General features: G+C 72.2%; 21 protein-coding genes and 1 pseudogene. 9 read left to right on the top strand and 13 right to left on the bottom strand.

Annotated elements, in window-relative coordinates:
* Genes narH through narI form a run of 3 tightly spaced genes read left to right on the top strand, consistent with a single transcriptional unit; the run spans window position 1 to window position 2899 of the window.
* Window positions 1–1602 carry a nitrate reductase subunit beta gene (gene narH, locus ACZ4D5_RS27990; RefSeq protein WP_467775179.1) on the top strand — a complete coding sequence of 534 codons (1602 nt, stop codon included), beginning with the start codon at window positions 1–3 and terminating at the stop codon, window positions 1600–1602.
* The gene (gene narJ, locus ACZ4D5_RS27985) at window positions 1599–2177 is read left to right on the top strand and encodes a nitrate reductase molybdenum cofactor assembly chaperone (protein ID WP_467775178.1); all 579 of its coding nucleotides are present in this window, start codon (window positions 1599–1601) and stop codon (window positions 2175–2177) included. The genes narH and narJ overlap by 4 nt, the downstream gene beginning before the upstream one ends.
* Window positions 2174–2899, top strand: coding sequence for a respiratory nitrate reductase subunit gamma (narI, locus tag ACZ4D5_RS27980; protein WP_467775177.1), 726 nt, complete (start codon window positions 2174–2176; stop codon window positions 2897–2899). Before narJ ends, narI begins: the two co-directional genes overlap by 4 nt.
* 48 nt (window positions 2900–2947) lie before the next feature.
* Here the strand turns inward: narI and dnaK are convergent, their stop codons facing one another.
* On the bottom strand, window positions 2948–4825 hold the full coding sequence (dnaK, locus tag ACZ4D5_RS27975; RefSeq protein WP_467775176.1) for a molecular chaperone DnaK: 1878 nt from the start codon (window positions 4823–4825) through the stop codon (window positions 2948–2950).
* Window positions 4826–4975: 150 nt separating this feature from the next.
* Window positions 4976–5401, bottom strand: coding sequence for an OsmC family protein (locus ACZ4D5_RS27970; RefSeq protein ID WP_467775175.1), 426 nt, complete (start codon window positions 5399–5401; stop codon window positions 4976–4978).
* Window positions 5402–5713: 312 nt separating this feature from the next.
* Between ACZ4D5_RS27970 and ACZ4D5_RS27965 the strand changes: the two genes are divergently transcribed.
* Window positions 5714–7345 (top strand): DUF6345 domain-containing protein, encoded by a 1632-nt coding sequence (locus tag ACZ4D5_RS27965; protein WP_467775174.1) that lies wholly within the window; start codon window positions 5714–5716, stop codon window positions 7343–7345.
* A gap of 63 nt (window positions 7346–7408) precedes the next feature.
* Here the strand turns inward: ACZ4D5_RS27965 and ACZ4D5_RS27960 are convergent, their stop codons facing one another.
* The 3 genes from ACZ4D5_RS27960 to ACZ4D5_RS27950 form a co-directional block, all read right to left on the bottom strand.
* Complete coding sequence (locus tag ACZ4D5_RS27960; protein WP_467775173.1) at window positions 7409–8803, bottom strand: amino acid permease; 1395 nt, start codon at window positions 8801–8803, stop codon at window positions 7409–7411.
* A gap of 81 nt (window positions 8804–8884) precedes the next feature.
* Complete coding sequence (locus ACZ4D5_RS27955) at window positions 8885–11023, bottom strand: phage holin family protein (protein WP_467775172.1); 2139 nt, start codon at window positions 11021–11023, stop codon at window positions 8885–8887.
* A gap of 86 nt (window positions 11024–11109) precedes the next feature.
* On the bottom strand, window positions 11110–11538 hold the full coding sequence (locus ACZ4D5_RS27950) for a recombinase family protein (protein ID WP_467775171.1): 429 nt from the start codon (window positions 11536–11538) through the stop codon (window positions 11110–11112).
* Window positions 11539–11622: 84 nt separating this feature from the next.
* On the opposite strand from ACZ4D5_RS27950, the gene ACZ4D5_RS27945 reads away from it, so the two are divergent.
* Both ACZ4D5_RS27945 and ACZ4D5_RS27940 read left to right on the top strand, forming a co-directional pair.
* The gene (locus ACZ4D5_RS27945) at window positions 11623–12408 is read left to right on the top strand and encodes an MBL fold metallo-hydrolase (protein ID WP_467775170.1); all 786 of its coding nucleotides are present in this window, start codon (window positions 11623–11625) and stop codon (window positions 12406–12408) included.
* Entirely contained in the window at window positions 12408–13019 is a 612-nt protein-coding gene (locus tag ACZ4D5_RS27940) for a DedA family protein (RefSeq protein WP_467775169.1), read from the top strand. Before ACZ4D5_RS27945 ends, ACZ4D5_RS27940 begins: the two co-directional genes overlap by 1 nt.
* On the opposite strand, the gene ACZ4D5_RS27935 is transcribed toward ACZ4D5_RS27940, so the two are convergent.
* The 3 genes from ACZ4D5_RS27935 to ACZ4D5_RS27925 all read right to left on the bottom strand — a co-directional run bounded on the left by ACZ4D5_RS27935 (window position 13016) and on the right by ACZ4D5_RS27925 (window position 16282).
* Window positions 13016–14011, bottom strand: a complete 996-nt coding sequence (locus tag ACZ4D5_RS27935; protein WP_467775345.1) for an MBL fold metallo-hydrolase — start codon at window positions 14009–14011, stop codon at window positions 13016–13018. The genes ACZ4D5_RS27940 and ACZ4D5_RS27935 overlap by 4 nt on opposite strands.
* A 59-nt stretch (window positions 14012–14070) precedes the next feature.
* Window positions 14071–15318: an aminotransferase class I/II-fold pyridoxal phosphate-dependent enzyme gene (locus tag ACZ4D5_RS27930; RefSeq protein ID WP_467775168.1), complete on the bottom strand. Its 1248-nt coding sequence runs from the start codon at window positions 15316–15318 to the stop codon at window positions 14071–14073.
* A gap of 256 nt (window positions 15319–15574) precedes the next feature.
* Entirely contained in the window at window positions 15575–16282 is a 708-nt protein-coding gene (locus ACZ4D5_RS27925; protein ID WP_467775167.1) for an ANTAR domain-containing response regulator, read from the bottom strand.
* A 74-nt stretch (window positions 16283–16356) separates the two neighbouring features.
* Here ACZ4D5_RS27925 and ACZ4D5_RS27920 point away from each other — a divergent pair, with 74 nt between their 5' ends.
* Complete coding sequence (locus ACZ4D5_RS27920) at window positions 16357–17529, top strand: PAS domain-containing protein (protein WP_467775166.1); 1173 nt, start codon at window positions 16357–16359, stop codon at window positions 17527–17529.
* On the opposite strand, the gene ACZ4D5_RS27915 is transcribed toward ACZ4D5_RS27920, so the two are convergent.
* Entirely contained in the window at window positions 17477–18289 is an 813-nt protein-coding gene (locus tag ACZ4D5_RS27915; RefSeq protein ID WP_467775165.1) for an RNA polymerase sigma factor SigF, read from the bottom strand. The genes ACZ4D5_RS27920 and ACZ4D5_RS27915 overlap by 53 nt on opposite strands.
* Before the next feature lie 273 nt (window positions 18290–18562).
* Between ACZ4D5_RS27915 and ACZ4D5_RS27910 the strand changes: the two genes are divergently transcribed.
* Window positions 18563–20365 carry a thiamine pyrophosphate-requiring protein gene (locus tag ACZ4D5_RS27910; protein WP_467775164.1) on the top strand — a complete coding sequence of 601 codons (1803 nt, stop codon included), beginning with the start codon at window positions 18563–18565 and terminating at the stop codon, window positions 20363–20365.
* Window positions 20366–20462: 97 nt separating this feature from the next.
* Here the strand turns inward: ACZ4D5_RS27910 and ACZ4D5_RS27905 are convergent, their stop codons facing one another.
* Entirely contained in the window at window positions 20463–20597 is a 135-nt protein-coding gene (locus ACZ4D5_RS27905) for a hypothetical protein (RefSeq protein WP_467775163.1), read from the bottom strand.
* 152 nt (window positions 20598–20749) lie between these two features.
* Here ACZ4D5_RS27905 and ACZ4D5_RS27900 point away from each other — a divergent pair, with 152 nt between their 5' ends.
* Window positions 20750–21190: a CBS domain-containing protein gene (locus tag ACZ4D5_RS27900; RefSeq protein ID WP_467775162.1), complete on the top strand. Its 441-nt coding sequence runs from the start codon at window positions 20750–20752 to the stop codon at window positions 21188–21190.
* Between the two features lie 4 nt (window positions 21191–21194).
* On the opposite strand, the gene ACZ4D5_RS27895 is transcribed toward ACZ4D5_RS27900, so the two are convergent.
* The 3 genes and pseudogenes from ACZ4D5_RS27895 to ACZ4D5_RS27885 all read right to left on the bottom strand — a co-directional run bounded on the left by ACZ4D5_RS27895 (window position 21195) and on the right by ACZ4D5_RS27885 (window position 22040).
* Window positions 21195–21626, bottom strand: coding sequence for a TIGR03086 family metal-binding protein (locus ACZ4D5_RS27895; protein WP_467775161.1), 432 nt, complete (start codon window positions 21624–21626; stop codon window positions 21195–21197).
* Window positions 21541–21732 (bottom strand): annotated as a pseudogene (locus ACZ4D5_RS27890) (maleylpyruvate isomerase N-terminal domain-containing protein); the annotation flags it as partial. The gene ACZ4D5_RS27895 and the pseudogene ACZ4D5_RS27890, both read right to left, overlap by 86 nt.
* 74 nt (window positions 21733–21806) lie before the next feature.
* Complete coding sequence (locus ACZ4D5_RS27885; protein ID WP_467775160.1) at window positions 21807–22040, bottom strand: DUF6158 family protein; 234 nt, start codon at window positions 22038–22040, stop codon at window positions 21807–21809.
* Window positions 22041–22149: the final 109 nt, after the last annotated feature.

The raw sequence follows: 22149 nt of genomic DNA, 5'->3' as shown, positions 1-22149 counted from the left end.
ATGAGGGTCATGGCCCAGATCGCGATGGTGATGAACCTCGACAAGTGCATCGGGTGCCACACCTGTTCGGTCACCTGCAAGCAGGCGTGGACCAACCGCGACGGCATGGAGTACGTCTGGTTCAACAACGTCGAGACCCGCCCGGGGCAGGGCTATCCGCGCCGCTACGAGGACCAGGAGAAGTGGCGCGGTGGCTGGGAGCTGAACAGGCGGGGCGCCCTGAAGCTGAAGAACGGCGGCCGCGTCAAGTCGCTCCTGGAGATCTTCTCCAACCCCAAGCTGCCGGAGATCAAGGACTACTACGAGCCCTGGACGTACGAGTACAAGAACCTCACCGACGCCCCGCTCGGCGACGACTACCCGGTGGCCGAGCCGCGTTCGCTGATCTCGGGCAAGCCGATGAAGATCGAGTGGTCGTCGAACTGGGACGACAACCTCGGTGGCGCCACCCGGTACGGCGACCTGGACCCGATGGTGGCCAGGACCCGCCAACAGGCCGCGGAGAAGGTGAAGTTCGCCTTCGAGCAGACGTTCATGTTCTATCTGCCGCGGATCTGCGAGCACTGCCTGAACCCGGCGTGCGTGGCGTCGTGTCCGTCCGGCGCGATGTACAAGCGGTCGGAGGACGGCATCGTCCTGGTCGACCAGGACCACTGCCGGGGCTGGCGCAAGTGCGTGACCGGCTGCCCGTACAAGAAGGTCTACTTCAACCACCGCACCGGCAAGGCCGAGAAGTGCACGCTGTGCTACCCGCGCGTCGAGGTGGGGCTGCCCACGGTCTGCTCGGAGACGTGCGTGGGCCGGCTTCGCTATCTCGGCGTGATCCTGTACGACGCCGACAAGGTGACGGCGGCCGCCTCGGAACCCGACGAACACAAGCTGTACGAGGCGCAGTTGGGTGTCTTCCTCGACCCCGAGGACCCCGAGGTGCGGCGTGAGGCCGAGCGGGCCGGGATCGCGCACGACTGGATCGAGGCCGCGCGCCGCTCCCCCGTGCACGCCCTGATCAGCAGGTACAAGGTGGCGCTCCCGCTGCACCCGGAGTACCGCACGATGCCAATGGTCTGGTACATCCCGCCGCTGTCGCCGGTGGTGGACGCGCTGAACGAGACGGGCCACGACGGCGAGGACGCGGCGAACCTCTTCGGCGCGATCGACACCCTGCGCATCCCCCTGGAGTACCTGGCGGAGATCTTCACCGCGGGCGACGTGGAGCCGGTCCGCTCCTCGCTGGAGAAGCTGGCGGCGATGCGGGCGCACATGCGGGCCATCAACCTCGGGGAACGGCCCGACAGTTCGGTCGCCGGGTCGGTGGGCATGTCGGGACCCGAGATCGAGGAGATGTACCACCTGCTGGCCATCGCCAAGTACGAGGACCGGTACGTGATCCCGACCGCGGCGGTCGCCGACGCGCAGCGCCTGGAGGAGTCGGCGCTGCCGGACTCGTGCAGCCTCGACTACGAGGACGGCCCCGGGATGGGCGGCGACGGGCCGTTCGGCCAGGACTCGGGACGCAGGCAGCTGCCGCTGGTCACCATCGAGAACTTCCACGCGCTGCGCAAGCGGCAGACCGCCGACACTCCGGAGGAGGAAGAGCGATGAACGAACACGCCGTTCTCTACCAGGCCGCCGCGCTGTGCCTCGCCTACCCGGACGAGGAGTTCCACGAGCGGCTGCCCCTGCTCAAGGCCGCGGCACCGCCCCGGTTCGACGCCTTCCTCGCGTACGCGGCCGACGCCGACCCGCGTGAACTGGCCGCGCACTACGTCCAGGTCTTCGACTTCAAGAACCGGCACAGCCTGTATCTGAGCTGGTGGAGCGATGGCGACACCCGGCGGCGCGGCATGGCCCTGGTCCGCTTCAAGGAGGTCTACCGCGCGCACGGCCTGGAGTTCAGCGACGAGGAGCTGCCGGACTTCCTGCCGGCGGTCCTGGAGTTCTCCGCGCACGCGGGTCCCGTCCTGCTCACCGAGCACCGCGGCGGCCTCGAACTGCTGCGGCTCGCGCTGAGCGACTTCGGCACGCCCTACGCCGCGGTCGTCGAGGCGGTGTGCGCGACGCTGCCGGGGCCCTCGCCCAAGGACCGTGCGCAGGCCCTTGAGCTGGCCCGCTCGGGGCCGCCGCGCGAGGACGTCGGCCTGGAACCCTTCGCACTTATCGGGGAGCGACCTTCATGAACACGCTGCTGTGGGGCGCCCTTCCCTACATCGCCTTTGTCCCGCTCGTCGTGGGCACCGCCTGGCGCTATCGGTACGACAAGTTCGGCTGGACGACGCGCTCCTCGCAGGTCTACGAGTCCAAGCTCCTGAACATCGCCTCGCCGATGTTCCACTACGGCATCCTGTTCGTGTTCGTCGGCCATCTCATGGGCCTGTTCGTGCCGGAGTCGTGGACGGACAAGGTCGGCCTGACCGAGAGCGCGTACCACAAGCTGTCGCTGTGGGGCGGCACGGCGGCGGGCGCGCTCGCGGTGCTCGGCATCCTGATGCTGCTCCACCGCCGCCGCACCAAGGCTCCGGTGTTCCGCGCGACCACCACCAACGACAAGGTGATGTACCTCGTGCTGCTCGCGGCGATCGTGATGGGCATGTGGGCCAAGCTGACCAACTCCGGTCTCGACGAGGGCTACAACTACCGCGAGTCCCTCGCCCCTTGGGCCCGAAGCCTGTTCACGCTGCAGCCCGACGTGGACCTGATGGTGGGCGTCCCGCTCACCTTCCAGATCCACGCCGTCATCGGGATGCTGCTCTTCGCGCTGCTGCCCTTCACCCGCCTCGTCCACATGTTCAGCGCGCCGGTGCAGTATCTGTTTCGGCCGTATGTGGTGTACCGCAGCAAGGATCCGAAGCGTGTCGCTGCGCGGCCTGAGCGGAGAGGGTGGGAGCGCGCAGATTCATGACGCCGTCTGCGGGTACGTCGTGGCTTGTCGCGCAGTTCCCCGCGCCCCTTACGGGGCGCCTCCGTCGCCCCTACCCTCCTTCTCGTCGTCCACGATCTCCGCGTCCACCACGCCCTCCTCGGCGGCCGAGTCCTGGGGCGGCTGCTCCGCCGAGGCTCCGGCGCCCGTGTTCGCGTACATGGCCTGGCCCATCTGCTGGCTCACGGCGGCGAGCTTCTCGGCGCCCGCCCGCAGGGCCGCCGTGTCGTCGGCGCGGTTCTTGAGCAGGTCCTTCAACTCGGCTGCCGCGGACTCCACTTCGGTCCTCGTGGCCGCGGGGACGCGCGCCATGTTCTCGGCGTTGTCGCGCAGGAACCGCTCCGTCTGGTAGACGAGCTGCTCGGCCTGGTTGCGGGTCTCCGCGGCCTCGCGGCGCCTGCGGTCCTCCTCCGCGTGCTCCTCGGCCTCCCTGACCATGCGGTTGATGTCGTCCTTGGGCAGCGCGGAGCCGCCGGTCACCGTCATGCGCTGCTCGCGGCCCGTGGCCTGGTCCTTGGCCGAGACGTGCATGATTCCGTTGGCGTCGATGTCGAAGGTGACCTCGATCTTGGGGACGCCGCGCGGCGCGGGCGGCAGCCCGGTGAGGTCGAAGACGCCGAGCTTCTTGTTGTAGGCGGCGATCTCCCGCTCGCCCTGGAAGACCTGGATGCCGACCGAGGGCTGGTTGTCCTCCGCGGTCGAGAAGGTCTCCGAACGCTTCGTGGGGATCGTGGTGTTGCGCTCGATGAGCTTGGTCATGATGCCGCCCTTGGTCTCGATGCCGAGCGACAGCGGCGTCACGTCGAGGAGCAGGACGTCCTTGACGTCCCCGCGGATCACTCCGGCCTGCAGGGTCGCGCCGAGCGCCACCACCTCGTCCGGGTTGACGCCCTTGTGCGGGTCCTTGCCGGTGAGCTCCCTGACGAGTTCCGTGACGGCGGGCATCCGTGTGGAGCCGCCGACCAGGATCACGTGGTCGACGGCGGAGAGCTTGACGCCGGCGTCCTTGACCGCCTGGTGGAAGGGCTGCTTGCAGCGGTCGAGCAGGTCCGAGGTGAGCTCCTGGAACTGGGCGCGCGTCAGTTTCTCGGCCAGGTGCAGCGGTCCTTCGGCGGAGGCCGTGATGTAGGGCAGGTTGATGTCGGTCTCGCTCGACGAGGACAGCTCGATCTTCGCCTTCTCGGCGCCCTCGCGCAGGCGCTGCAGGGCCATCTTGTCCTTGCCGAGGTCCACGCCGTGCGCGTTCTTGAACTGCCGCACCAGGTACTCGACGATCCGCTGGTCCCAGTCGTCGCCGCCCAGCTGGGTGTCGCCGTTGGTGGCCTTGACCTCGATGACGCCCTCGCCCATCTCCAGGAGCGACACGTCGAAGGTGCCGCCGCCGAGGTCGAAGACGAGCACGGTCTGGTCGTCGCCCTTGTCCAGGCCGTAGGCGAGGGCCGCCGCGGTCGGTTCGTTGATGATGCGCAGGACGTTCAGGCCCGCGATCTCGCCGGCCTCCTTGGTGGCCTGGCGCTGGGTGTCGTCGAAGTAGGCGGGCACGGTGACGACCGCGTCGGTGACGTCCTCACCCAGGTAGGACTCGGCGTCGCGCTTGAGCTTCTGCAGGACGCGCGCGGACAGCTCCTGCGCGGTGTAGCGGGTGCCGTCCACGGAGCCGCTCTCCGGGAAGCGCCAACTCCCGTCGCCCATGTGGCGTTTGACGGAGCGGGCGGTGCGCTCCACGTTGGTGACCGCCTGCCGCTTGGCGACCTCGCCCACCAGGACGTCGCCGCTCTTGGCGAAGGCGACGACCGAGGGGGTGGTGCGCGCGCCCTCGGCGTTGGCGACGACGGTGGGCTCACCGCCCTCCAGCACGGCCACCACTGAGTTCGTCGTCCCGAGGTCGATCCCGACCGCACGTGCCATGGTCCAGTCCCTTCCGCAGCGAGCCCAAGTCCCCCGTTTCCAGGTCTACTCCACTCCCCATCACAAAACTTGAGTGAGATCCTGTCAACCCCCGGATGCGACAATGCCGCCGCCCCGGAGGGGGCGACGGCATCGTCAACAGGCGTCGGGTCAGGCCAGCTTGGCCGAAAGCGTGATGGTGGTGCCCGACAGGGCCTGGCTCACCGGGCAGTTGGCCTTCGCGTCCTCGGCGGCCGACACGAAAGCGGCCTCGTCGAGACCCGGCACGGTGCCCTCGACGGTGAGGTGGATGCCGGTGATGCCGGTGCCGGGCTGGAAGGTCACGTCGGCGGACGTGGTGAGCCGGGTGGGCGGGGTGCCCGCTCCGGTGAGGCCGTGCGACAGCGCCATGGAGAAGCAGCTGGAGTGCGCGGCAGCGATCAGCTCCTCCGGGCTGGTCTTGCCATTGGCCTGCTCGGCGCGCGACGGCCAGGACACCGCCTGCTCCCCGATGCCGGAGGAGTCGAAGGTGACGGTGCCCGAGCCCTCCGTCAGAGAGCCTTCCCAGACCGTGTGCGCGGAGCGCGTGGTTGCCACGATGCAGTTCCCTTCAGTGCGGTTCCGTGATCGGAAGTTCCGTGGCCCCCCATCCGATCACACTCCGGATGAAAACGGGCCGCGCGGGCCCCCGTCCGGCCCGCGACGTGTTCGATCGGGGTGCGCAGGTACGGCTCCGCCGATACGAACACATTGTGTGCGACGCCGCGCCACAGAGGCCGCTGATGTGCGGGAACAGGCCTGTGACGGGGGCTCTATGGCCGGAATGACAACTGGGCAACACCCGTCGACGGTGACACTTTTTTGGCCCCTCGCGCACGGCGCGAGGAGAACCGTCCAGGGGGTATGGCCATGCGCATCAACTACTCGGACCACGGTCCGTCCCCGCTCGAACCGGAGAAGCCGGGAGCTGCGGGCACACGCGACTCGACCTTCGGCTGGTGGGGTGCCTTCAGCATCCAGAAGTTCGTCAACCAGTCACCGCTCTTCCACACGCACGCCGACGCCACGGGCTGGCTGGCGTACCTCCAGCAGTTCTACGACCGCAACTTCTGGTTCGCCGACGGCGGCGCGCAGGTGTGGGCGTACGAGGAGACGTACGACAACTGGCAGGACCGCTACGGCATGGACGCGGTCTGCGCGGTGTACCACTCGGGCCACGGCGGCATGGACGGCAACGGCGTCTTCTTCGCGCCGCTCGGCGGCGTGTGGGACGGCCGCAGTGACGCCATCTCCAACCGGATGGCGCTCGGCAACGAAAAGGCCAACTACGTCTTCTGGTCGACGTGCACCTCGCTGCGCGTCCTCGGCGGCCACTCCCCGATCCGCACCTGGGCCGGTCCCAACATCGGCTTCCGGATGATCTTCGGCTTCGAGACGGTCAGCATCGACAGTCCCGACTACGGCAAGAAGTTCTGGGAGAAGTGGCGGGCCGGACAGACGTTCTGCGACGCGTGGCTCAACGCCAGCTGGGACATCTACCACGGCCAGGCGCCCTCCGTGTGCGCGGTCGGCGCCACCCAGGCCGAGGCCACCAACCGCCTCAACACCGAGCGGAACTTCTTCCGCGAGCACGTGCCGGACAACTGGTACGCGTGGCGCTGGTACAACGCGCGCGAAGGCGTCAGGGAGCCGCTCGCCCAGCTCCCCGGGCAGCACAAGATCGTGCAGCTCGCGCCCCGCGACCCGAGCGCGGAGCTCACCAGGATCGGGCAGTTGGCGGAGTTCCCCTCGGCGGCGCTGCAGGACGTGCAGATCGAGCGGCAGGGCGTGCTCAACGCCTCCTCCGGCGACCGGATCGTCTCCACGGGCCCGCAGGGCGTGCGCTGGGTCAGGCTCGCCGAGGGCAACCACCGCAACACCCAGCAGCTGCCCACCGACCGCGCCGTCGAGGCGGCGCGCGCGTTCGCCGAGAGGTACGCGGACGGTGCCGAACTGGTCGTCGACAGCGTGCACGACCTGATGCAGAACTCCGGGACGAAGGACGGCTCCGAGGTCGGCCGCCCGGTCTCCCTGGAGACGCACGTGACGTTCCGCCAGGTCTTCGACGGCGTGCCCGTCATCACCCCGGGCCGCGGCCTGATCCGCGTCGGTCTCGACAACGACGGCACGGTCGTCCAGTCCCAGATCGCGACCCGCGAGGCCACCGGCGTCACGCGCGAGCCCAGCACGGAGATCTCGCCGCCTCCGCCCAAGGGCGGCAAGGCGACGGCGGCCCCGCTGGAGCGCGACCCGCGCAGGGCGCTCGACGCGGCGCAGCGCAGGCTCCTCGCCGAGCTCGCGGCGGTCACCGCGGACGAGCCGGAGCAGGGCGCCGCGGCACAGGCCGTGCCCGAGGTCCGGGACGTCCCCGGCACCTTCGAGGTCGGCTACGAGATGGAGGGCAACGAGGCCTACCCCGCGGCCCGCAAGCTGATCGAGATCGGTCCGCAGGACGGCATGTTCAAGACACGCCGCTGGGTCGTCGCGCCGCTGGCGAGGTAGGCGCGACCGCGGGTCGCCCCCGCCGTTGGGGGCGGAGGGGGCGACCCGCCACCACGGAACGGATCAGCTGTGCGAGGTGGCGGCCCGCTGCTTGCGGGCCGCCATCCACGCGTAGACGAGGACACCGACGAACAGGAACAGCACGCCCTGGTAGACGGCCGCGTAGCCGGATCCGGCGACGAGCCACATGGAGAACGCGAACGCGACGCCCGCGAGGACGGAATCCCGTACGAGACGGCCGCGGTTGACGCGCTCGCGCTGCCCGGAGACCAGGAAGTAGATCTGCGCCGCGGTGGCGAGGAGGTAGGGCACGGTCGCCGTGAACGTGGTGATCAGGACGAGCGACTCGAAGACGCCGCCGGAGCCCGCCGTGTAGTTGTAGACGGTCAGGAGCGAGGCGAGGACGACGGTGACGAGGACGCCGACGGTCGGCACGCCGCGCTTCTTCTTCCCGAACGCGCTCGGGAAGAGGCCGTCCCTGGCGGCCGCGTACGGCGTCTGGGCGCTCAGCAGCGTCCAGCCGTTCAGGGCGCCGACCATCGAGATCAGCGCGGCGAGGGCGACCGCGGTGCCGCCCCAGGACCCGCCGAACATGACGTCGACGGCGTCCGAGAACGGGGCGGTGGAGGTCACCAGCTTGTCGTGGGCGACGGTCCCGAAGACGGCGAGGGTGCCGAGCAGATAGACCAGGGCGGCGCCGAGGGTGCCGAGGATGGTGGCGCGCCCCACGTTACGCCGCGGGTCGCGCACCTCGCCGGCGCTGACGGCGGCGGACTCGACCCCGAGGTAGGAGAAGAGCAGGATCGCGGCGGCCGCGGAGACGGCCCCCAGCGGACTGTCGTCGCTCGCCTGGAACGGCCCGAGGTTGGCGCTGTCGAAGAAGAAGAGCCCGCCGATCGCGACGAGCAGCAGCGGCAGGAACTTCAGGACGGTGGCGACCAGCTGGACGGCGCCGACGTACCGCGTACCCGCGAAGTTGGCGAGCGCGGGAAGGAGTTGGAGGACCAGCGCGGCCAGGCAGGCGGTCCACTTGTGGTCGTTGACCGGGATCAGGACGTCCAGATAGCCGACGGCGGCGACGGCGAGCGCGGCGTTGGACACCCAGGTGGTGATCCAGTACGACCAGGCGGCGAGGAATCCGGCGAAGTCGCCGAAGGCCTCGCGGGCGTAGACGTACGGGCCGCCGGTGCGCGGGTCGCGTTCGGCGAGCCGTCCGAAGACGAGCGCGAGGGCGATGGCTCCCACGGTCAGGACGGCGAACGCGACGAGGCTGATCGTGCCGAACGGCGCGACGGAGGCCGGGAGCAGGAAGATGCCGCCGCCGATGATGTTGCCCATGACGAGGCACGTGGCGATCGGAAGCCCGAAGCGCCGGGAGTGCCTGCTCTGCGCCTCGGTCGGTTCCCCCTGCTCAGGGGCCGGAGCCGGCTGCTGTGCCGCGGTTCCGGTGTGGTGCATGGGGTGGTGCCTCTCGTCGTGCCACGTGCCCGGGATCGCCGGGCGGAAGCCATGGTCGGGCACGGCGGACGCTGCTCAAAATCAGTGTGTTTTGTCCTGCGCGACGCCGTCGGCGGCCGCAAATGCTGTGCTGCCGGGGACTTCCGACGGGGAATCATCCACCGGGACCTCGGGGCCGAGGCCCTCCCCCAGCCAGCGGCGCAGCACGCGGTGGATCCGCTCGGCACCCACCAGCTCCGCCCCGTGCGCGACCGGGTCGCCGAGCACGAGCGGCGACAGGAGGAAGGGGCGGGACTGCGCGCCGCCGAGCCCGCCGTGCGAGCCGATCTGCTCCTCGAAGGCGAGGACCTCGCCCTCCTCGGGGTCGTACCAGGAGTTGACCATGATGTCGGCGGTGTGCGGGAAGCCGTCGGTGCGGCGCACGGCGTCCGCGGCGCCGGGACCGAAGTCGGCGAGCGGCCCGAGGTCGGCGGGGGCCTCGTCCAGGTACACCTCGGCGCCGCGCGCCCCGAGGACGACGGGGCCGCGCCCCTCGCTGCGGACGAGGAGGAAGCCGATCCCCGGGTGGTTGGCGAGGGTGGGGAGCAGCGCCGGATGGCGGCGGTCGATCTCCTCGCGGGTCATGCGGTGAGGCACGTCGGGGAACGAGACGAGCCCGAGGTTGCCCGAGGCCAGCACGATCGGCTCGGCACGGCGGGCCGGGCGGCGCTCGTCGGCGCCCTCCTCGACGGGCCTGCGCAGGGCGGCGCGCACGGCCGACCTGGCCTCGGCACCGCTGTGCGTGCGCTGGGCCCTGCGCGGCACGGGAAGTCCGCAGCCCGCCCTGACGAGGTCGCCGAGGGTGAGGCCGTAGCGGGCGCGGAAGGTCTCCCCCGGGCTCTGTCCGTGGTCGGAGAGGACCACGATGCGGTAGGCGCGCGGCGCGTGGTCGGCGACCTGGTCGAGCAGCGCGAGCGAGCGGTCCAGGCGCCGCAGGACCTTCTCGACGTCGCCGCCGGTGGGGCCGGAGTGGTGCGCCACTTCGTCGTACGCGACGAGGTCCGCGTAGACCGCGCTGCGCCCGGCGAGCATGTCCCCTATGACGGCGGCGACCACGACGTCGCGCTCGACGACGGTCGCGAAGGCGCGGATGAAGGGGTAGAGCCCGCCGCGGCCGACGCGGGGGCGGCGCCGGGCGATCCTGGCGCGCATGGACTCGCCGATCTCGCGGAACACCTCGGCGACGAAGGAGAGGGCGGTGCGCACCGCGTTGGCGGGGTCGGAGAAGTAGGCGAAGTACCCGGCGCGCGAGCGGTTCTCCTTGCCGCGGCGCGCGGCCATGGACAGGACCAGGGCGAGCTGCTCGGCGCCGCCGCTGAAGAGGTTGCCGCGGCTCGCGCCGTCGACGGTGAGGAGGCCGCCGTCGCCGGTGCGCCGGATCGCGCGGCGCTGCAGCTCGACGGCGGAGGCGGGCCGGTTGCTGACCATGACCTCGCCGGTGTCCTTCTCGTACCACCGGAAGGCGGGCACGTCGTGGTTGGAGCCGTGCAGGATGCCGAGCTGGCTGGCGCCGGTCTGGCTGGACCAGTCGGTGCGCCAGGGGGTGAGCCGGTGGGTGGGGGCGCCCTCCTCGCCGAGCCAGCGGGCGACGGTGGGCATGAGGCCCTTGCGGACGGCGGCTTCGAGCACGTCGTGCCCCACGCCGTCGAGCTGGATGAAGACGGTGCCGGGGGTGGTGGGTCCCGGCGCCCCGTCCGCGCCACGCCTCCTGCGGCGGTCGGCGAGGCGGTAGAGCCTGCGGCGGTAGGCGTCGTCGTCCCGCACGGCGAGGGCACCCCCGGTGGCCGACGCGACGGCGGACATCACGGCGGCGACCACGACGGCGGTCTCGGCGCCGGCCTCGCCGCGGCCCTCGGGGATGAGGTTCAGGGCGAGCAGGAGCAGCGACCCGTTGAGGAAGAAGGCGAGCAGCCCGAGGACGAGCGCGGGCACGAGGAGCAGGGCCCGCACGAGCAGCGGCCACACCAGCGCCGAGAGCAGGCCGAAGGCGCCCGCGCCGAGGGCGGCGGTGACGGCGATGCGGGTGGCGCTGTCGCCGTCGGCGGACTGGAGCTTGAAGTCCGGCAGGATCCCGGCGAGCACGAGCATCGTCAGGGTGCTGACGGCCCATACGGCGACCACACGCCACAGAGCGCTGCCGACTCTCCGCCATCGCCCGTGCGTCACGCCCAGCCCTTTCATGTTTTTTCAGCCCGAACCGGACACCAGCGTGTCATACCCCCGCAGGGGCGTACGGAGGGGTGCGAGAAGCGGCACGGGAGGCGGTCTCAGCAGCCGTTGTACCCCGCGGTCGGCATCGAGAGCCGCCGGTGCACGCACGCCTTCATCTGCGAGTCGTACGCGGGCTCGGCGAGCCCCGCCGTCTCGATCCGCACCCCCCGCCGCGCGCACTCCGCGGTGAACTCGTCCGCGGAGCGCAGCGCGCGCTCCAGGACCCTGCGGCTCGGCACGACGAAGAGGTCCACGAGGCCCGCCTCGACGTCGCCCCACAGGACGGCGTGGTCGGCGCGCAGGCCCCGTACGACGAGCTCGCGCGTGATCACGTACCCGTGCTCGGCGGCCCAGCGCGCGCACATCGCGTGCTGGCTGCGCGAGTCGACCAGGAAGGGGTCGGCGTCGAGCTCCTCCAGAGGTGTCAGGCTGGCGATCGCCGCCACACGCACCACGACGGTGCCGGCACCAGCGGCATCTCCCATGGCGTCCCCCTCACCCTCGGCGTAAGAGCGTCGACCCTACTCCTGGCCGTAGGCTCTCAGACAGTCGCACGAAGGAGGAACCGGGTGCCCGTCGAGGTCACGTGGTGGGGACACGCCACCTGCACGGTCGAGGATTCGGGCGTCCGCGTACTGACCGACCCGCTGTTCGCAGGGCGCCTGGCGCATCTGCGGCGCCGCAGGGGCGCACTGCCGCCGCCGCACGCCGCGGTCGCCGACGTCGTGCTGCTCTCGCATCTGCACGCCGACCATCTGCACATCCCCTCGCTCGCCCGGCTCGCGCCCGGCACCCGTGCGCTGGTCCCGCGCGGGGCGGCGCGCGCCCTGCCCGGACTGACCCGCAGGCTGCCCCATCTGCGCTTCACCGAGGTCGTGCCGGGCGACGAGGTGCCGGTCGGCGACGGCAGCGGCGTCGTCGTACGCGTGGTGCGCGCGCTGCACGACGGGCGGCGGCTGCCCGTCGGACCGCACCGCTCGCCGGCCCTCGGCTACGTGGTGAGCGGCGAGGCCCGCACGTACTTCGCCGGGGACACCGGCCTGTTCGACGAGATGGCCGCCGAGGTCGGCGAGGTGGACGTGGCGCTCCTTCCGGTCGGCGGCTGGGGCCCCTATCTCGGCCACGGGCATCTGGACGCGGGGCGCGCCGCCGAGGCGCTCGCGAGGATCGCGCCGCGCAGCGCCGTCCCGGTGCACTACGGCACGTACTGGCCGATCGGCATGGACGCCGTGCGCCCCCATGAGTTCCACGCGCCGGGCCAGGAGTTCGTGCGCCAGGCCGCGCGCCTGGCGCCCGAGGTGAGCGTGCACCGGCTCGCCCACGGGGAGAGCGTGCTGCCGGAGGTGGCCAAGTGATGCTCGCCGTGACCCAGGTGCCGCCGGAGAGCACGCAGCAGGCGGTCGGCTATCCCTCGCTGTTCCTGCTCGTGGTGATCGGCGCGCTGGTCCCCGTGGTGCCGACGGGCGCCCTCGTCAGCTCGGCGGCGGTGGTCGCCCTCCATCAGACGGCACCGTTCTCGCTGCTCGTCGTCTTCGGCGTGGCGGCGCTCGCGGCCTTCGTCGGCGACGTCGCGCTGTACTGGCTCGGGCAGCGCGGCATGCGGTCCAAGAACGGCTCGCGGTGGCTGGAGGCGATCCGGGACCGGGCGCCCGAGGAGCGGCTCGCCCAGGCGCAGGCCAAGCTGAAGGACCACGGCGTGCTGGTCCTCGTCCTCTCCCGGCTCGTCCCGGCCGGGCGGATCCCGGTGATGCTGGCGTGCCTGATGGCGAAGATGCCGCTGCGCCGGTTCGCCCGCGGGGACGTGCCCGCGTGCCTCGCGTGGGCGGTGACGTACCAGTTGATCGGCATCCTCGGCGGCTCCCTCTTCAAGGAGCCGTGGGAGGGCGTCGCGGTGGCGGTCGCGCTGACGGTGCTGATCAGCGTGGCGCCGACGGTGTGGCGCAGGGTGCGCCGCGCCACCGCCTAGGCCAGGACGCGCGAGGCCCCCACCGGCAGGTCCCAGAGGTCCTCGCGGGGCAGGCCCGCCTTCTCCCAGGCCGCGCGGACCCGGGTGAGGGGTTCGAGGACCGGCTCGGCGGAGAGCAGGAACGTACCCCAGTGCATGGGCGCCATCCGGCGTGCGCCGAGGTCGCCCGCCGCGCGCACCGCCTCCTCGGGATCGCAGTGCACGTCGCTGAGCCACCAGCGCGGGTCGTACGCGCCGATCGGCAGGAGCGCCAGGTCGATGCCGGGGTAGCGGGCGCCGATCCGCTCGAACCAGTGGCCGTACCCGGTGTCGCCCGCGAAGTAGACCCGCTGTCCCTCGCCGTCCGTGAGCACCCAGCCGCCCCACAGCGTGCGGCAGGTGTCCAGGAGGCTCCGCTTGGACCAGTGGTGGGCGGGCACGAAGTCGAAGCGGACCCCGCCCAGTTCGGCCGCCTCCCACCAGTCGAGCTCGGTGACCCTGCGGAAGCGGCGGCGGGTGAACCAGCGGCCGAGCCCGGCGGGGACCAGGACCGGGGTGTCCCTGGGGAGCCGTTTCAGCGTCGGCGCGTCCAGGTGGTCGTAGTGGTTGTGGCTGATGACGACGGCGTCGACACGCGGCAGGGCGCTCCAGGCGACACCGACGGGGGTGACGCGGGCGGGGGTGCCGAGGATCCTGCGGGACCAGACGGGGTCGGTCAGGACGGTGAGGCCGCCGATGCGGACGACCCAACTGGCGTGTCCCGCCCAGGTGACGGCGACGGTGCGGGCGTCGACGCGGGGCAGGGGGCCCGGGGCGAAGGGCAGCCGCTGGATGTCGCTGAGCCCGTCGGGGCGCGGCCGCAGGGCGCCCTCTCGGGCGAATCTCGCGAAGGCGCGCAGGCCGGGCAGCGGCGCGGTCAGCCGGTCGGCGAACGACGTGGGCCACATACGGACGCCGCCCGGCGGGCGGGGTGGGGCGAGGGCGTCGGGCCCCTGGCCGGGACCCGGCCGCACCCCCTGCCCCCGTGCTCGGCCGTGCGTCTGCTCCTGCGTCTGCTGCTGCGCCTGCTGGGTCACCGAGGAGGCTCCATTCGCTGTGTGTCCGCGCGGAGATCGTCGAAGGCGGATCCGAACATGCTCAACGCCCGTTCCACGTGCGGCAATTCCAGGGGGTCCGCCGCGGTGAGCGCCGCCAGGCGTTCCTGCCGGGTCGTGCCGAGGAGCGGTCCTGTGGAAAGGCGGACGCGCAGGGCGTCGATGTCGTCGCCGAAGCGGTGGCCGCCCGGCGCGGGCATGCCGAGCCGTTCGCCGAGGAAGTCCTCCAGCTCCTGGGCGTCGCCGACGCCGCGCGCGGCGAGGGCGGACCGCAGGGGGCCGAGGTCGGCGTAGAAGTGGCGGCCCGCCTGCGGAGGCCTGGCGAAGGCGCCCGCCGCGAGCACGGCGCGGTGCGCGGCGGCGGCCACGCGCGCGTGCAGCCGGACGGCGGCGGCCAGGCGCTCGGTCACCGGGTCCGGTTCGCCCAGTGCGTACGAGGCAGCGGCGGCGGCAGGTGCCGCGAGGCTCGCGCCGAGCGCGGTCAGGACGTCGAGGGTGCGGGCGCGCAGGGCGGCGCCCTCGGCGGTGGCGGGGAAGCGGGCGACGGCGGCGGGCAGGGACGGCGGCAGGAAGGCCCCGACGAGGTCGCTGACGACGATCACCCGCTCGCGGTCCATCTCGGCGGGGCCGATCAGGAGGGTGTGGCGGGGGTGGTGCAGCGTGTCGCGCCAGGTCTCGTCGCCGACGACGTACAGGCCCTCGTCGGCGGCCGCCTCGACGGCCTCGTGCAGGACGTCGGGGGGCGGCACGGTGGCGGTGGGGTCGTCGGCGACGCAGAGCACGAGGAGGCGGGGTCTGCCGCCCTCGGCGCGGACGCGGCGGACGGTCTCCAGAAGGGCGTACGGGTCGGGGACGCCGCCGCACTCGGCAGGCGTCGGCACGTGGTAGACCCCGCGGCCGAGCAGCCGTACCTGGGGCGCCCACCAGGCAGGGCAGGGGCGGGGCAGCAGGACGTCGCCGCCGAGGGCCGCGGTGAGGGCGAGCAGGAGGGGCGGGGCGCCGGGGGCGGCGACGACCTGGCCGCGCTCCACGGCCAGGCCGCGTCTGGCCCAGTAGCCTCTCGCCGCGTCGAGGAGGGCGGGGGCGCCGCCCGCCGGTTCGCACGGGGAGCGGCCCGACGCGGCGGCCGCGGCGGCCGCGAGCTCGGGCAGGACCGGGAGGCCCGGCTCCGGCGGGGGCGGCCCGTACCGGACGGGGCCGCGCCCCTCCGTGTCCGTCCGCCGCATCCGTACCTCCGTGCGCTCACGTGACTGTGTCCTGCCCCGTCGCACCCGTGCGTATCCGGCACGACAGGACATGGCCGTACGTGCCCATCACAGCGTGCCCCCACCCCTCCCGCCCGCTCTGGCCCCCGCCCGGGTGAGCGGTGCGCGCCGCCCCCGCGGGTGGGCGCGGCGGGGACGCGGAAGGCCCGGACCGGTCGGTTCCGACCGGTCCGGGCCCTGGTCGCCGCGTTCAGCGGGCCGACGACACGGGATCCGTTCAGCGGGCCAGTGACACCAGCTCCCTCTCCAGGCCCCTGCCCTTCGTCTCGACCAGCGCCGCGGCGACGTCGGCCAGTTTCCTGTTCGTCGTCTGGGAGATCCGCCGCAGTACGCCGAAGGCGGCGTCCGCCTCGCACGCCAGGACGTGCATGACGATGCCGCACGCCTGGTCGACGACGGGCCGGGTCCGCATGGCCGCGCCCAGCTGGTCCAGCTCGGTCAGCGCGGCGCGGTAGTGCCGGTCGCGCACGAAGCTCGTCGTGGCGAGGTCGCCGAGGGCCTGCGCGGGGCCGTGCTCGGCGTCGTCGAGCGCGCCGGGGCGGAAGCTGAACAGACTCAGGGTGACCGTGAGCCCTGCGCGCTGGAAGGGCAGCGTGACGCTGGAGCGCACGCCGGAGTCGAGGGCCAGCGCACGGTACTCGGGCCAGCGCTCGTCGCGGAGCAGGTCCTCGGAGTCGACCGGCTCGCCCCGCTCCTCGGCGGCGGGAATGGGCCCGTCGCCCGAGCGCAGCTGAACCGAGACGAGCCCCGCCAGATCGGGGTGGGTGACCGCGGCGGGGTGTTCGTCGCCGCCGTCGGAGACCGTCGTGCTCGCCCCGCAGCAGCCAGGAGTGCAGCGCACGGCCTGTTCGGCGAGTTCGGAGAGCCTGCGGCCGGGTAGGGATGATTCCGGTCGGAGCAGGTCGGAGTCCGGCAAGGGCGCCATGGCGTGTTCCTCCTCTCTCCTTCGGCTTCCCTACGAGCCCTCCGGAAAACGGTCGCAGCGGTTAGGTTCGACACATGTCTCAAATGGAGGAGTTCGGTGAAGAGCTCGCGGACTTTCTGCGCCGGGTCTCTGAGTTGAAGTCCGCACGTTCCGTCCCCGCGGACGACCTCAGCACCGTGCTCGACGCGGCGATCTTCGAACTCGACCACGTGGCCGACCAGTTGTGGCCCGCGTACGAACGCTTCACGGCGGACGGGCAGTCGAGCGTGGCCCCTTCGGAGCGCGGGGACGAGCAGCGGCTGCTGCGGTCCCTGTTCCAACGGCTGCCGCTGCCCGTCGCGTTGATCGACAGGGAGGCCGTGGTCCGGCGGATGAACTTCGCCGCGACGAGCATCACCAGGGTCCGCGCCGGCTATGCGACGGGGCGACCGCTGACCGGCTTCCTGGTCCACGCCGACCGGGTCGCTTTCCGCTCGCAGACCGCCGCCGTCGCGCGCGGCGAGGGCGACCGGAGCCTGACCGTCCACCTCCAGCACAGCCCGGACACCCCGGTCCGCGCGACGCTCACGGCGCTGCGCCCCGGTGCCGAGACGCGCACATCGGTCCTCGTCGTGCTGCAGCCTTCGGGGAGCCGCGCGCCGCAGGAGCCCCGCGCGGCGGGCCCCGCGCCCGACCTCGGCGAGGCGACCCGGCACGCGGCCCAGCTCGAACTGGTGGACGCCATGACGTCGGCGCTCCTGACCGCGCCCGCCGGGGACAAGGCGGCCGTCCTGGAGACGGCGTCCGCGGTCCTGCACGAGCGGTTCGCGGACTGGGTGATCGCCGACCGGGGTGCCGCGCGCCCGCGGCGCGTGACGGTCCTCGGGCCGCCGGGCGCCCCGGTCGACGACGTGCTCGCGCAGGACCCCGCCGCGTGCCCCCTCGTCGTGGAGGTGGCCCGCGGCGGGGCCGCGTCGCTGCAGGTGCGCCCGGAGGACCCGGACGCCTTAGGCAGGGACGCGTCCGGCGCGCACGTCCTGGTCCGCGCCGAGGTCACATCGCTGCTCTGCGTGCCGCTCGCCACCGGGCCACAGGGCCCGGTGGACGGCGTCCTCACGCTCTTCCGGAGCGGGCCCCGGCTCGCCTTCTCGATGGCCGAGGCCCGGGTGGTGGACATGATGTCGCGGCACATCGCGCTCGCCATGCGGCGCGGCGCTAGGCGGCGTCCCGCATCACCTGGTCCCGCAGCCGGTCGCAGCAGCGGCTGATCAGCCGGGAGACGTGCATCTGGGAGATGCCCATCTGCTCGGCGATACGGCTCTGCGTCATGTCTCCGAAGAACCGCATGTACAGGATGGTCCTTTCCCGTTCGGGCAGTTGGGCGATGCGCGGCTTGACGGCCTCGCGGTCGACGACGACGTCGAGCGCGGGGTCGGGGCCGCCGAGCGCGTCGCGCAGGGCGTATCCGTCCTCGCTGCCCGGGAGTTCGGCGTCGAGGGAGAGCGCGGTGAAGCTGTCGAGGGCCTCCAGGCCGGTCGCCGCGTCCTCCACGCTCATGTGCGCGTGCTCGGCGATCTCGGCGGTGGTGGGGGCACGCCCCGAGACCGTCTGGGAGAGGTCCTGGCGGGCGAACCGCACGCGGTTGCGCAGGTCCTGGACGCGGCGCGGCACATGCAGGGTCCACATGTGGTCACGGAAGTGGCGCTTGATCTCGCCGGTGACGGTCGGGACGGCGTAGCTCTCGAACGCGCTGCCGCGCCGCGGGTCGTAGCGGTCGACGGCCTTGACCAGACCGAGGGCCGCGACCTGACGCAGGTCGTCGAGGGACTCTCCGCGGTTGCGGAAGCGTCCTGCCAGGCGTTCGGCCATGGGAAGCCACGCCTCGACGATCTCGTCGCGCAGGGCGTCGCGCTCGGGTCCGTCGGGCAGTTCGACGAGCCGGGCGAAGGCCGACGCGGTGTCGGGGGCGTCGTCGTGGGGATGTCGCTTCGTCCTGGCCGGTAGCGCGGTGGTGGTGTGGGATCGCATGGGGGTCGCAACTCCCTTGTGGGTGCCTTGGGGTGGACGGTCACCGTGGGAGTGCGTGCGGGTCGGGCCACGACGGGAGCACACCCGGGGCCGACTGCGCGGTCGCTCCCACGGACGTGCCTCCGGTCCGAAGCACTGTCTCTTCGCCTGCCCCGCGCCTTCGGGGCCAAACACCGGGAGGTTTCCTCCCCCACCGGCCGGACACCCGGACGGGACGGCTGTTTCCCGGGCCGCTCGCCCGATCCGCTTCCCGATCCGCCGGAGGGTTACGTCATGAGCGTCAAGGTCGCCGACCACATCCTGGAGAGGCTGCGTGCCTGGGGCGTCGAGCACGTCTTCGGCTATCCGGGCGACGGCATCAACGGCCTGCTCGCCGCGTGGGGCAGGGCCGAGGACCGGCCGCGCTTCGTGCAGTCGCGGCACGAGGAGATGTCCGCGTTCGAAGCCGTCGGATACGCCAAGTTCGGCAGGCGCCTCGGCGTGTGCGCGGCGACGTCGGGCCCCGGCGCGGTCCACCTCCTCAACGGCCTGTACGACGCGAAGCTCGACCACGTGCCGGTGCTCGCCCTGGTCGGGCAGACGCACCGCAGCGCCATGGGCGGCTCGTACCAGCAGGAGGTCGATCTGCACACGCTGTTCAAGGACGTGGCGTCCGACTTCGTGGAGACGGTGACGGTTCCCGAGCAGCTGCCGAACGTGCTCGACCGGGCGATCCGCACCGCGTACGCGCGCCGCTGCCCGACCGCCGTGATCGTCCCCGGCGACGTCCAGGAGCTCGCGTACTCCCCTCCCCCGCACGCGTTCAAGATGGTCCCCTCCAGCCTGGACCGCAGCGCCTGGACGGCGATGCCGTCACCGAGCGCCCTGGAGCGAGCCGCCGAGGTCCTCAACGCCGGCGACAAGGCGGCGATCCTGGTCGGCCAGGGCGCGGCGGGCGCCCGCGCCGAGGTCGAGGAGATCGCCGAACTGCTCGGCGCGGGCGTGGCCAAGGCGCTGCTCGGCAAGGACGCGCTGAGCGACGAACTCCCGTACGTCACCGGCGCGATCGGCCTGCTCGGCACCCGCCCCAGCTACGAGCTGATGCGCGACTGCGACACGCTCCTGACGATCGGCTCCAGCTTCCCGTACACGCAGTTCATGCCGGAGTTCGGCAGGGCCCGCGGCGTCCAGATCGACATCGATCCGCACATGGTCGGGATGCGCTATCCGTACGAGGTGAATCTCGTCGGCGACGCGCGGGCGACGCTGCGCGAGCTGATCCCGCTGATCGACAAGGACCGCCGCGCGGTGAGCCGCGAGTGGCACGAGGAGATCCGCGCCAACGTCGTGCGCTGGAACGGCGTGATGGAGCGCAGGGCGGCGCTGTCCGCGGACCCGGTCAACCCCGAGTACGTGGCCCGCGCCCTCGACCCCCTCCTCCCGGACAACGCGATCGTCACGTCCGACTCGGGCTCGGTGGCGAACTGGTACGCGCGCCATCTGACGATGCGGGGCGACATGCGCGCCTCGCTGTCGGGGACGCTCGCCACGATGGGCTGCGGTGTGCCGTACGCGATCGGGGCGAAGTTCGCGCATCCCAACCGGCCCGTCCTCGCGCTGGTCGGCGACGGCGCGATGCAGATGAACGGCATGGCGGAGCTGATCACGGCCGCCAAGTACCGCCACCGCTGGGACGATCCGCGGCTCGTGGTCGGCGTGTGGAACAACCGGGACCTGAACCAGGTGACGTGGGAGATGCGGGCGATGGAGGGCGCGCCGTCCTTCCTGCCGTCGCAGGAGATCCCGGACGTGCCGTACGCGGAGTTCGCCCGCTCGATCGGTCTGACCGGGATCCGCGTGGAGCGGCCCGAGGACGTCGAGGCGGCGTGGCGGGCCGGGCTCGACGCGGAAGGTCCCGTGGTCCTGGACTTCCGCACCGATCCGGCGGTGCCGCCGATCCCGCCGCACGCGACGTGGGAGCAGATGGAGGCGACGGCCGCCTCGATCCTCAAGGGCGACGCGGACCGCTCGTCGGTGGTGAAGCAGGGCCTGAAGGCGAAGGTGCAGGAGTTCCTGCCGGGCAAGGGCGCCTCGTAGGCCCTTGGAGGCGCGTCCTCAGCACTGTTGGAGACGTGCACTCAGCACTGTGCCGCCCCAGCCATACGCAGAGCCGGGGCGGCACCTTCATGCCGCGTCACGCGACACCGCTCCGTACGCCGTCCACCTCGTTCGGATCCTTCGCGGGCGGCAGCAGCAACTCCTCGTACCGGCCGAGTGCCAGGATCACGCCCAGCATCACCACCGGGATGAACACAGCGAGAACCGCCATGACCCCATCCCTCCCAGATTCGTCGTGGGGGGTGCAGGGGCCGGGTCTCCCTGGCCCAACAGCGCAAACCTCCCGCGCGGTCCGAGGCATACCGCTGTGACACAGGGGTACTGCGAGCGGAGTCACGCAGACGCAGGCAGGAAGGCCCAGCCATGGCTGATTTCGTAAGGGACGTCATGACCACGGGCGTCGTGGCGGTGCGCCCCGACGCTTCCCTCGTCGAGGCGGCACAGTTGATGCGCGCGCAGGACATCGGCGACGTCCTGGTCGCCACGGACGGTCAGGTCCTCGGCGTGCTCACCGACCGGGACATCACGCTGCGCGCCGTGGCCGACGGCGCGGACCCGCTGACGGTCAGCGCCCAGGCGATCTGCACGCCCAACCCGGTGGTGGTGACCCCCGACGACGCGGTGTCGGCGGCGGTCGACCTGATGCGCGACCACGCGGTGCGCCGGCTGCCCGTCGTCGAGGACGGGCACCCGGTGGGCATGGTCAGCCTCGGCGATCTGGCGCTCGCGCAGGACCCGTCGTCCGCGCTGGCCGACATCAGCGGCGCCGATCCGGACAACTGGCCGGGCATCGGCCAGGCCTGAGCGGTCAGACCCGGCGTCCGAGGAGGCTCAGCAGCTTCGTCTGGACGTCGGCACCCGCGGGTGGCTCCACCGCGGCGGCGAAGAGCCCGCTCTTCTCCAACTCGGCGGCGTACGGCGAGATCTCCCGTACGGAGAAGTTCACGAGGTCGTCCGGAAGCGTCTCGTCGGCTCCGATCGCCCGGGACAGGTCCCAGGCGTGCACCACCAGGTCGGTCGTCATCTGCCCGCAGTAGAACGCCGCGGAGGTGTCCCCGAAGGAGAGGTGGACGGTGCGGTCCAGGGCGCCCGGTTCGCGGAAGGCGGCGCGCGAGGCGGCGGCCGCGGTGTCCCAGGAGGAGGAGGGTCCCCCCCTGCTCTGCGGAGCCCGGAGGAGGGACGGGTCCCAGCATGTCGCCGTCGAAGGCGTCGCCGACCGCCTCGACGGACGCTCCGTCACGGACCAGCGGCGGCACCCACAGCTGTTCGGACACGAGGTGGTTGACCAGGTCGCGCACGGTCCACTCGGTGCAGGGCGTGGGGGCGTCCCACTGGTCGGCGCGCACGGCGTGCACCCGGTCGGTGAAGAGGTCGAGCGCTTCGGCGTGCCGGTCGAGCAGCGGCGGTACGGCCTTGTCCGTCACGGGCTCGTGGCTCCCCTCTCCCGCGCTCCCGCACGGGTCCGTCCGGCGGCGATCGACCTGCGCGGGTGGCGGCGCAGGTACTCGCCCTCCAGTTGCGCCATGCGTTCGTTGTGGGCCCGCAGGGCGTCGTTCGAACCGTGCAGCAGGGTCGTGTGGCGGGTGCGGTGGATCGTCTCCAGCTCCTTGATGAGCTGCTGGTCGTCCAGCCGTCCCGGGTCGACTCCGGTCATGGATCGCTCCGATCACTGTGGCGCGTCGCTCCCTGCCCCCCGGGTACCCGCCAGGCGCGTACTACCCAGGATGCACCGCGCACGGCCCCCGCGCGCCCCGCATGGCGGA

It is taken from the genome of Streptomyces sp. NPDC025651, assembly GCF_055558735.1.
This window is presented reverse-complemented; position numbering and strand designations above follow the sequence as displayed.

Coding starts and splice junctions, on each gene's coding strand:
- narH (WP_467775179.1), top strand. CDS start 1: ATGAGGGTCATGGCCCAGATCGCGATGGTGATGAACCTCGACAAGTGC.
- narJ (WP_467775178.1), top strand. CDS start 1,599: ATGAACGAACACGCCGTTCTCTACCAGGCCGCCGCGCTGTGCCTCGCC.
- narI (WP_467775177.1), top strand. CDS start 2,174: ATGAACACGCTGCTGTGGGGCGCCCTTCCCTACATCGCCTTTGTCCCG.
- dnaK (WP_467775176.1), bottom strand. CDS start 4,825: ATGGCACGTGCGGTCGGGATCGACCTCGGGACGACGAACTCAGTGGTG.
- ACZ4D5_RS27965 (WP_467775174.1), top strand. CDS start 5,714: ATGCGCATCAACTACTCGGACCACGGTCCGTCCCCGCTCGAACCGGAG.
- ACZ4D5_RS27960 (WP_467775173.1), bottom strand. CDS start 8,803: ATGCACCACACCGGAACCGCGGCACAGCAGCCGGCTCCGGCCCCTGAG.
- ACZ4D5_RS27955 (WP_467775172.1), bottom strand. CDS start 11,023: ATGAAAGGGCTGGGCGTGACGCACGGGCGATGGCGGAGAGTCGGCAGC.
- ACZ4D5_RS27950 (WP_467775171.1), bottom strand. CDS start 11,538: ATGGGAGATGCCGCTGGTGCCGGCACCGTCGTGGTGCGTGTGGCGGCG.
- ACZ4D5_RS27940 (WP_467775169.1), top strand. CDS start 12,408: ATGCTCGCCGTGACCCAGGTGCCGCCGGAGAGCACGCAGCAGGCGGTC.
- ACZ4D5_RS27930 (WP_467775168.1), bottom strand. CDS start 15,318: ATGCGGCGGACGGACACGGAGGGGCGCGGCCCCGTCCGGTACGGGCCG.
- ACZ4D5_RS27925 (WP_467775167.1), bottom strand. CDS start 16,282: ATGGCGCCCTTGCCGGACTCCGACCTGCTCCGACCGGAATCATCCCTA.
- ACZ4D5_RS27920 (WP_467775166.1), top strand. CDS start 16,357: ATGTCTCAAATGGAGGAGTTCGGTGAAGAGCTCGCGGACTTTCTGCGC.
- ACZ4D5_RS27915 (WP_467775165.1), bottom strand. CDS start 18,289: ATGCGATCCCACACCACCACCGCGCTACCGGCCAGGACGAAGCGACAT.
- ACZ4D5_RS27910 (WP_467775164.1), top strand. CDS start 18,563: ATGAGCGTCAAGGTCGCCGACCACATCCTGGAGAGGCTGCGTGCCTGG.
- ACZ4D5_RS27905 (WP_467775163.1), bottom strand. CDS start 20,597: ATGGCGGTTCTCGCTGTGTTCATCCCGGTGGTGATGCTGGGCGTGATC.
- ACZ4D5_RS27900 (WP_467775162.1), top strand. CDS start 20,750: ATGGCTGATTTCGTAAGGGACGTCATGACCACGGGCGTCGTGGCGGTG.
- ACZ4D5_RS27885 (WP_467775160.1), bottom strand. CDS start 22,040: ATGACCGGAGTCGACCCGGGACGGCTGGACGACCAGCAGCTCATCAAG.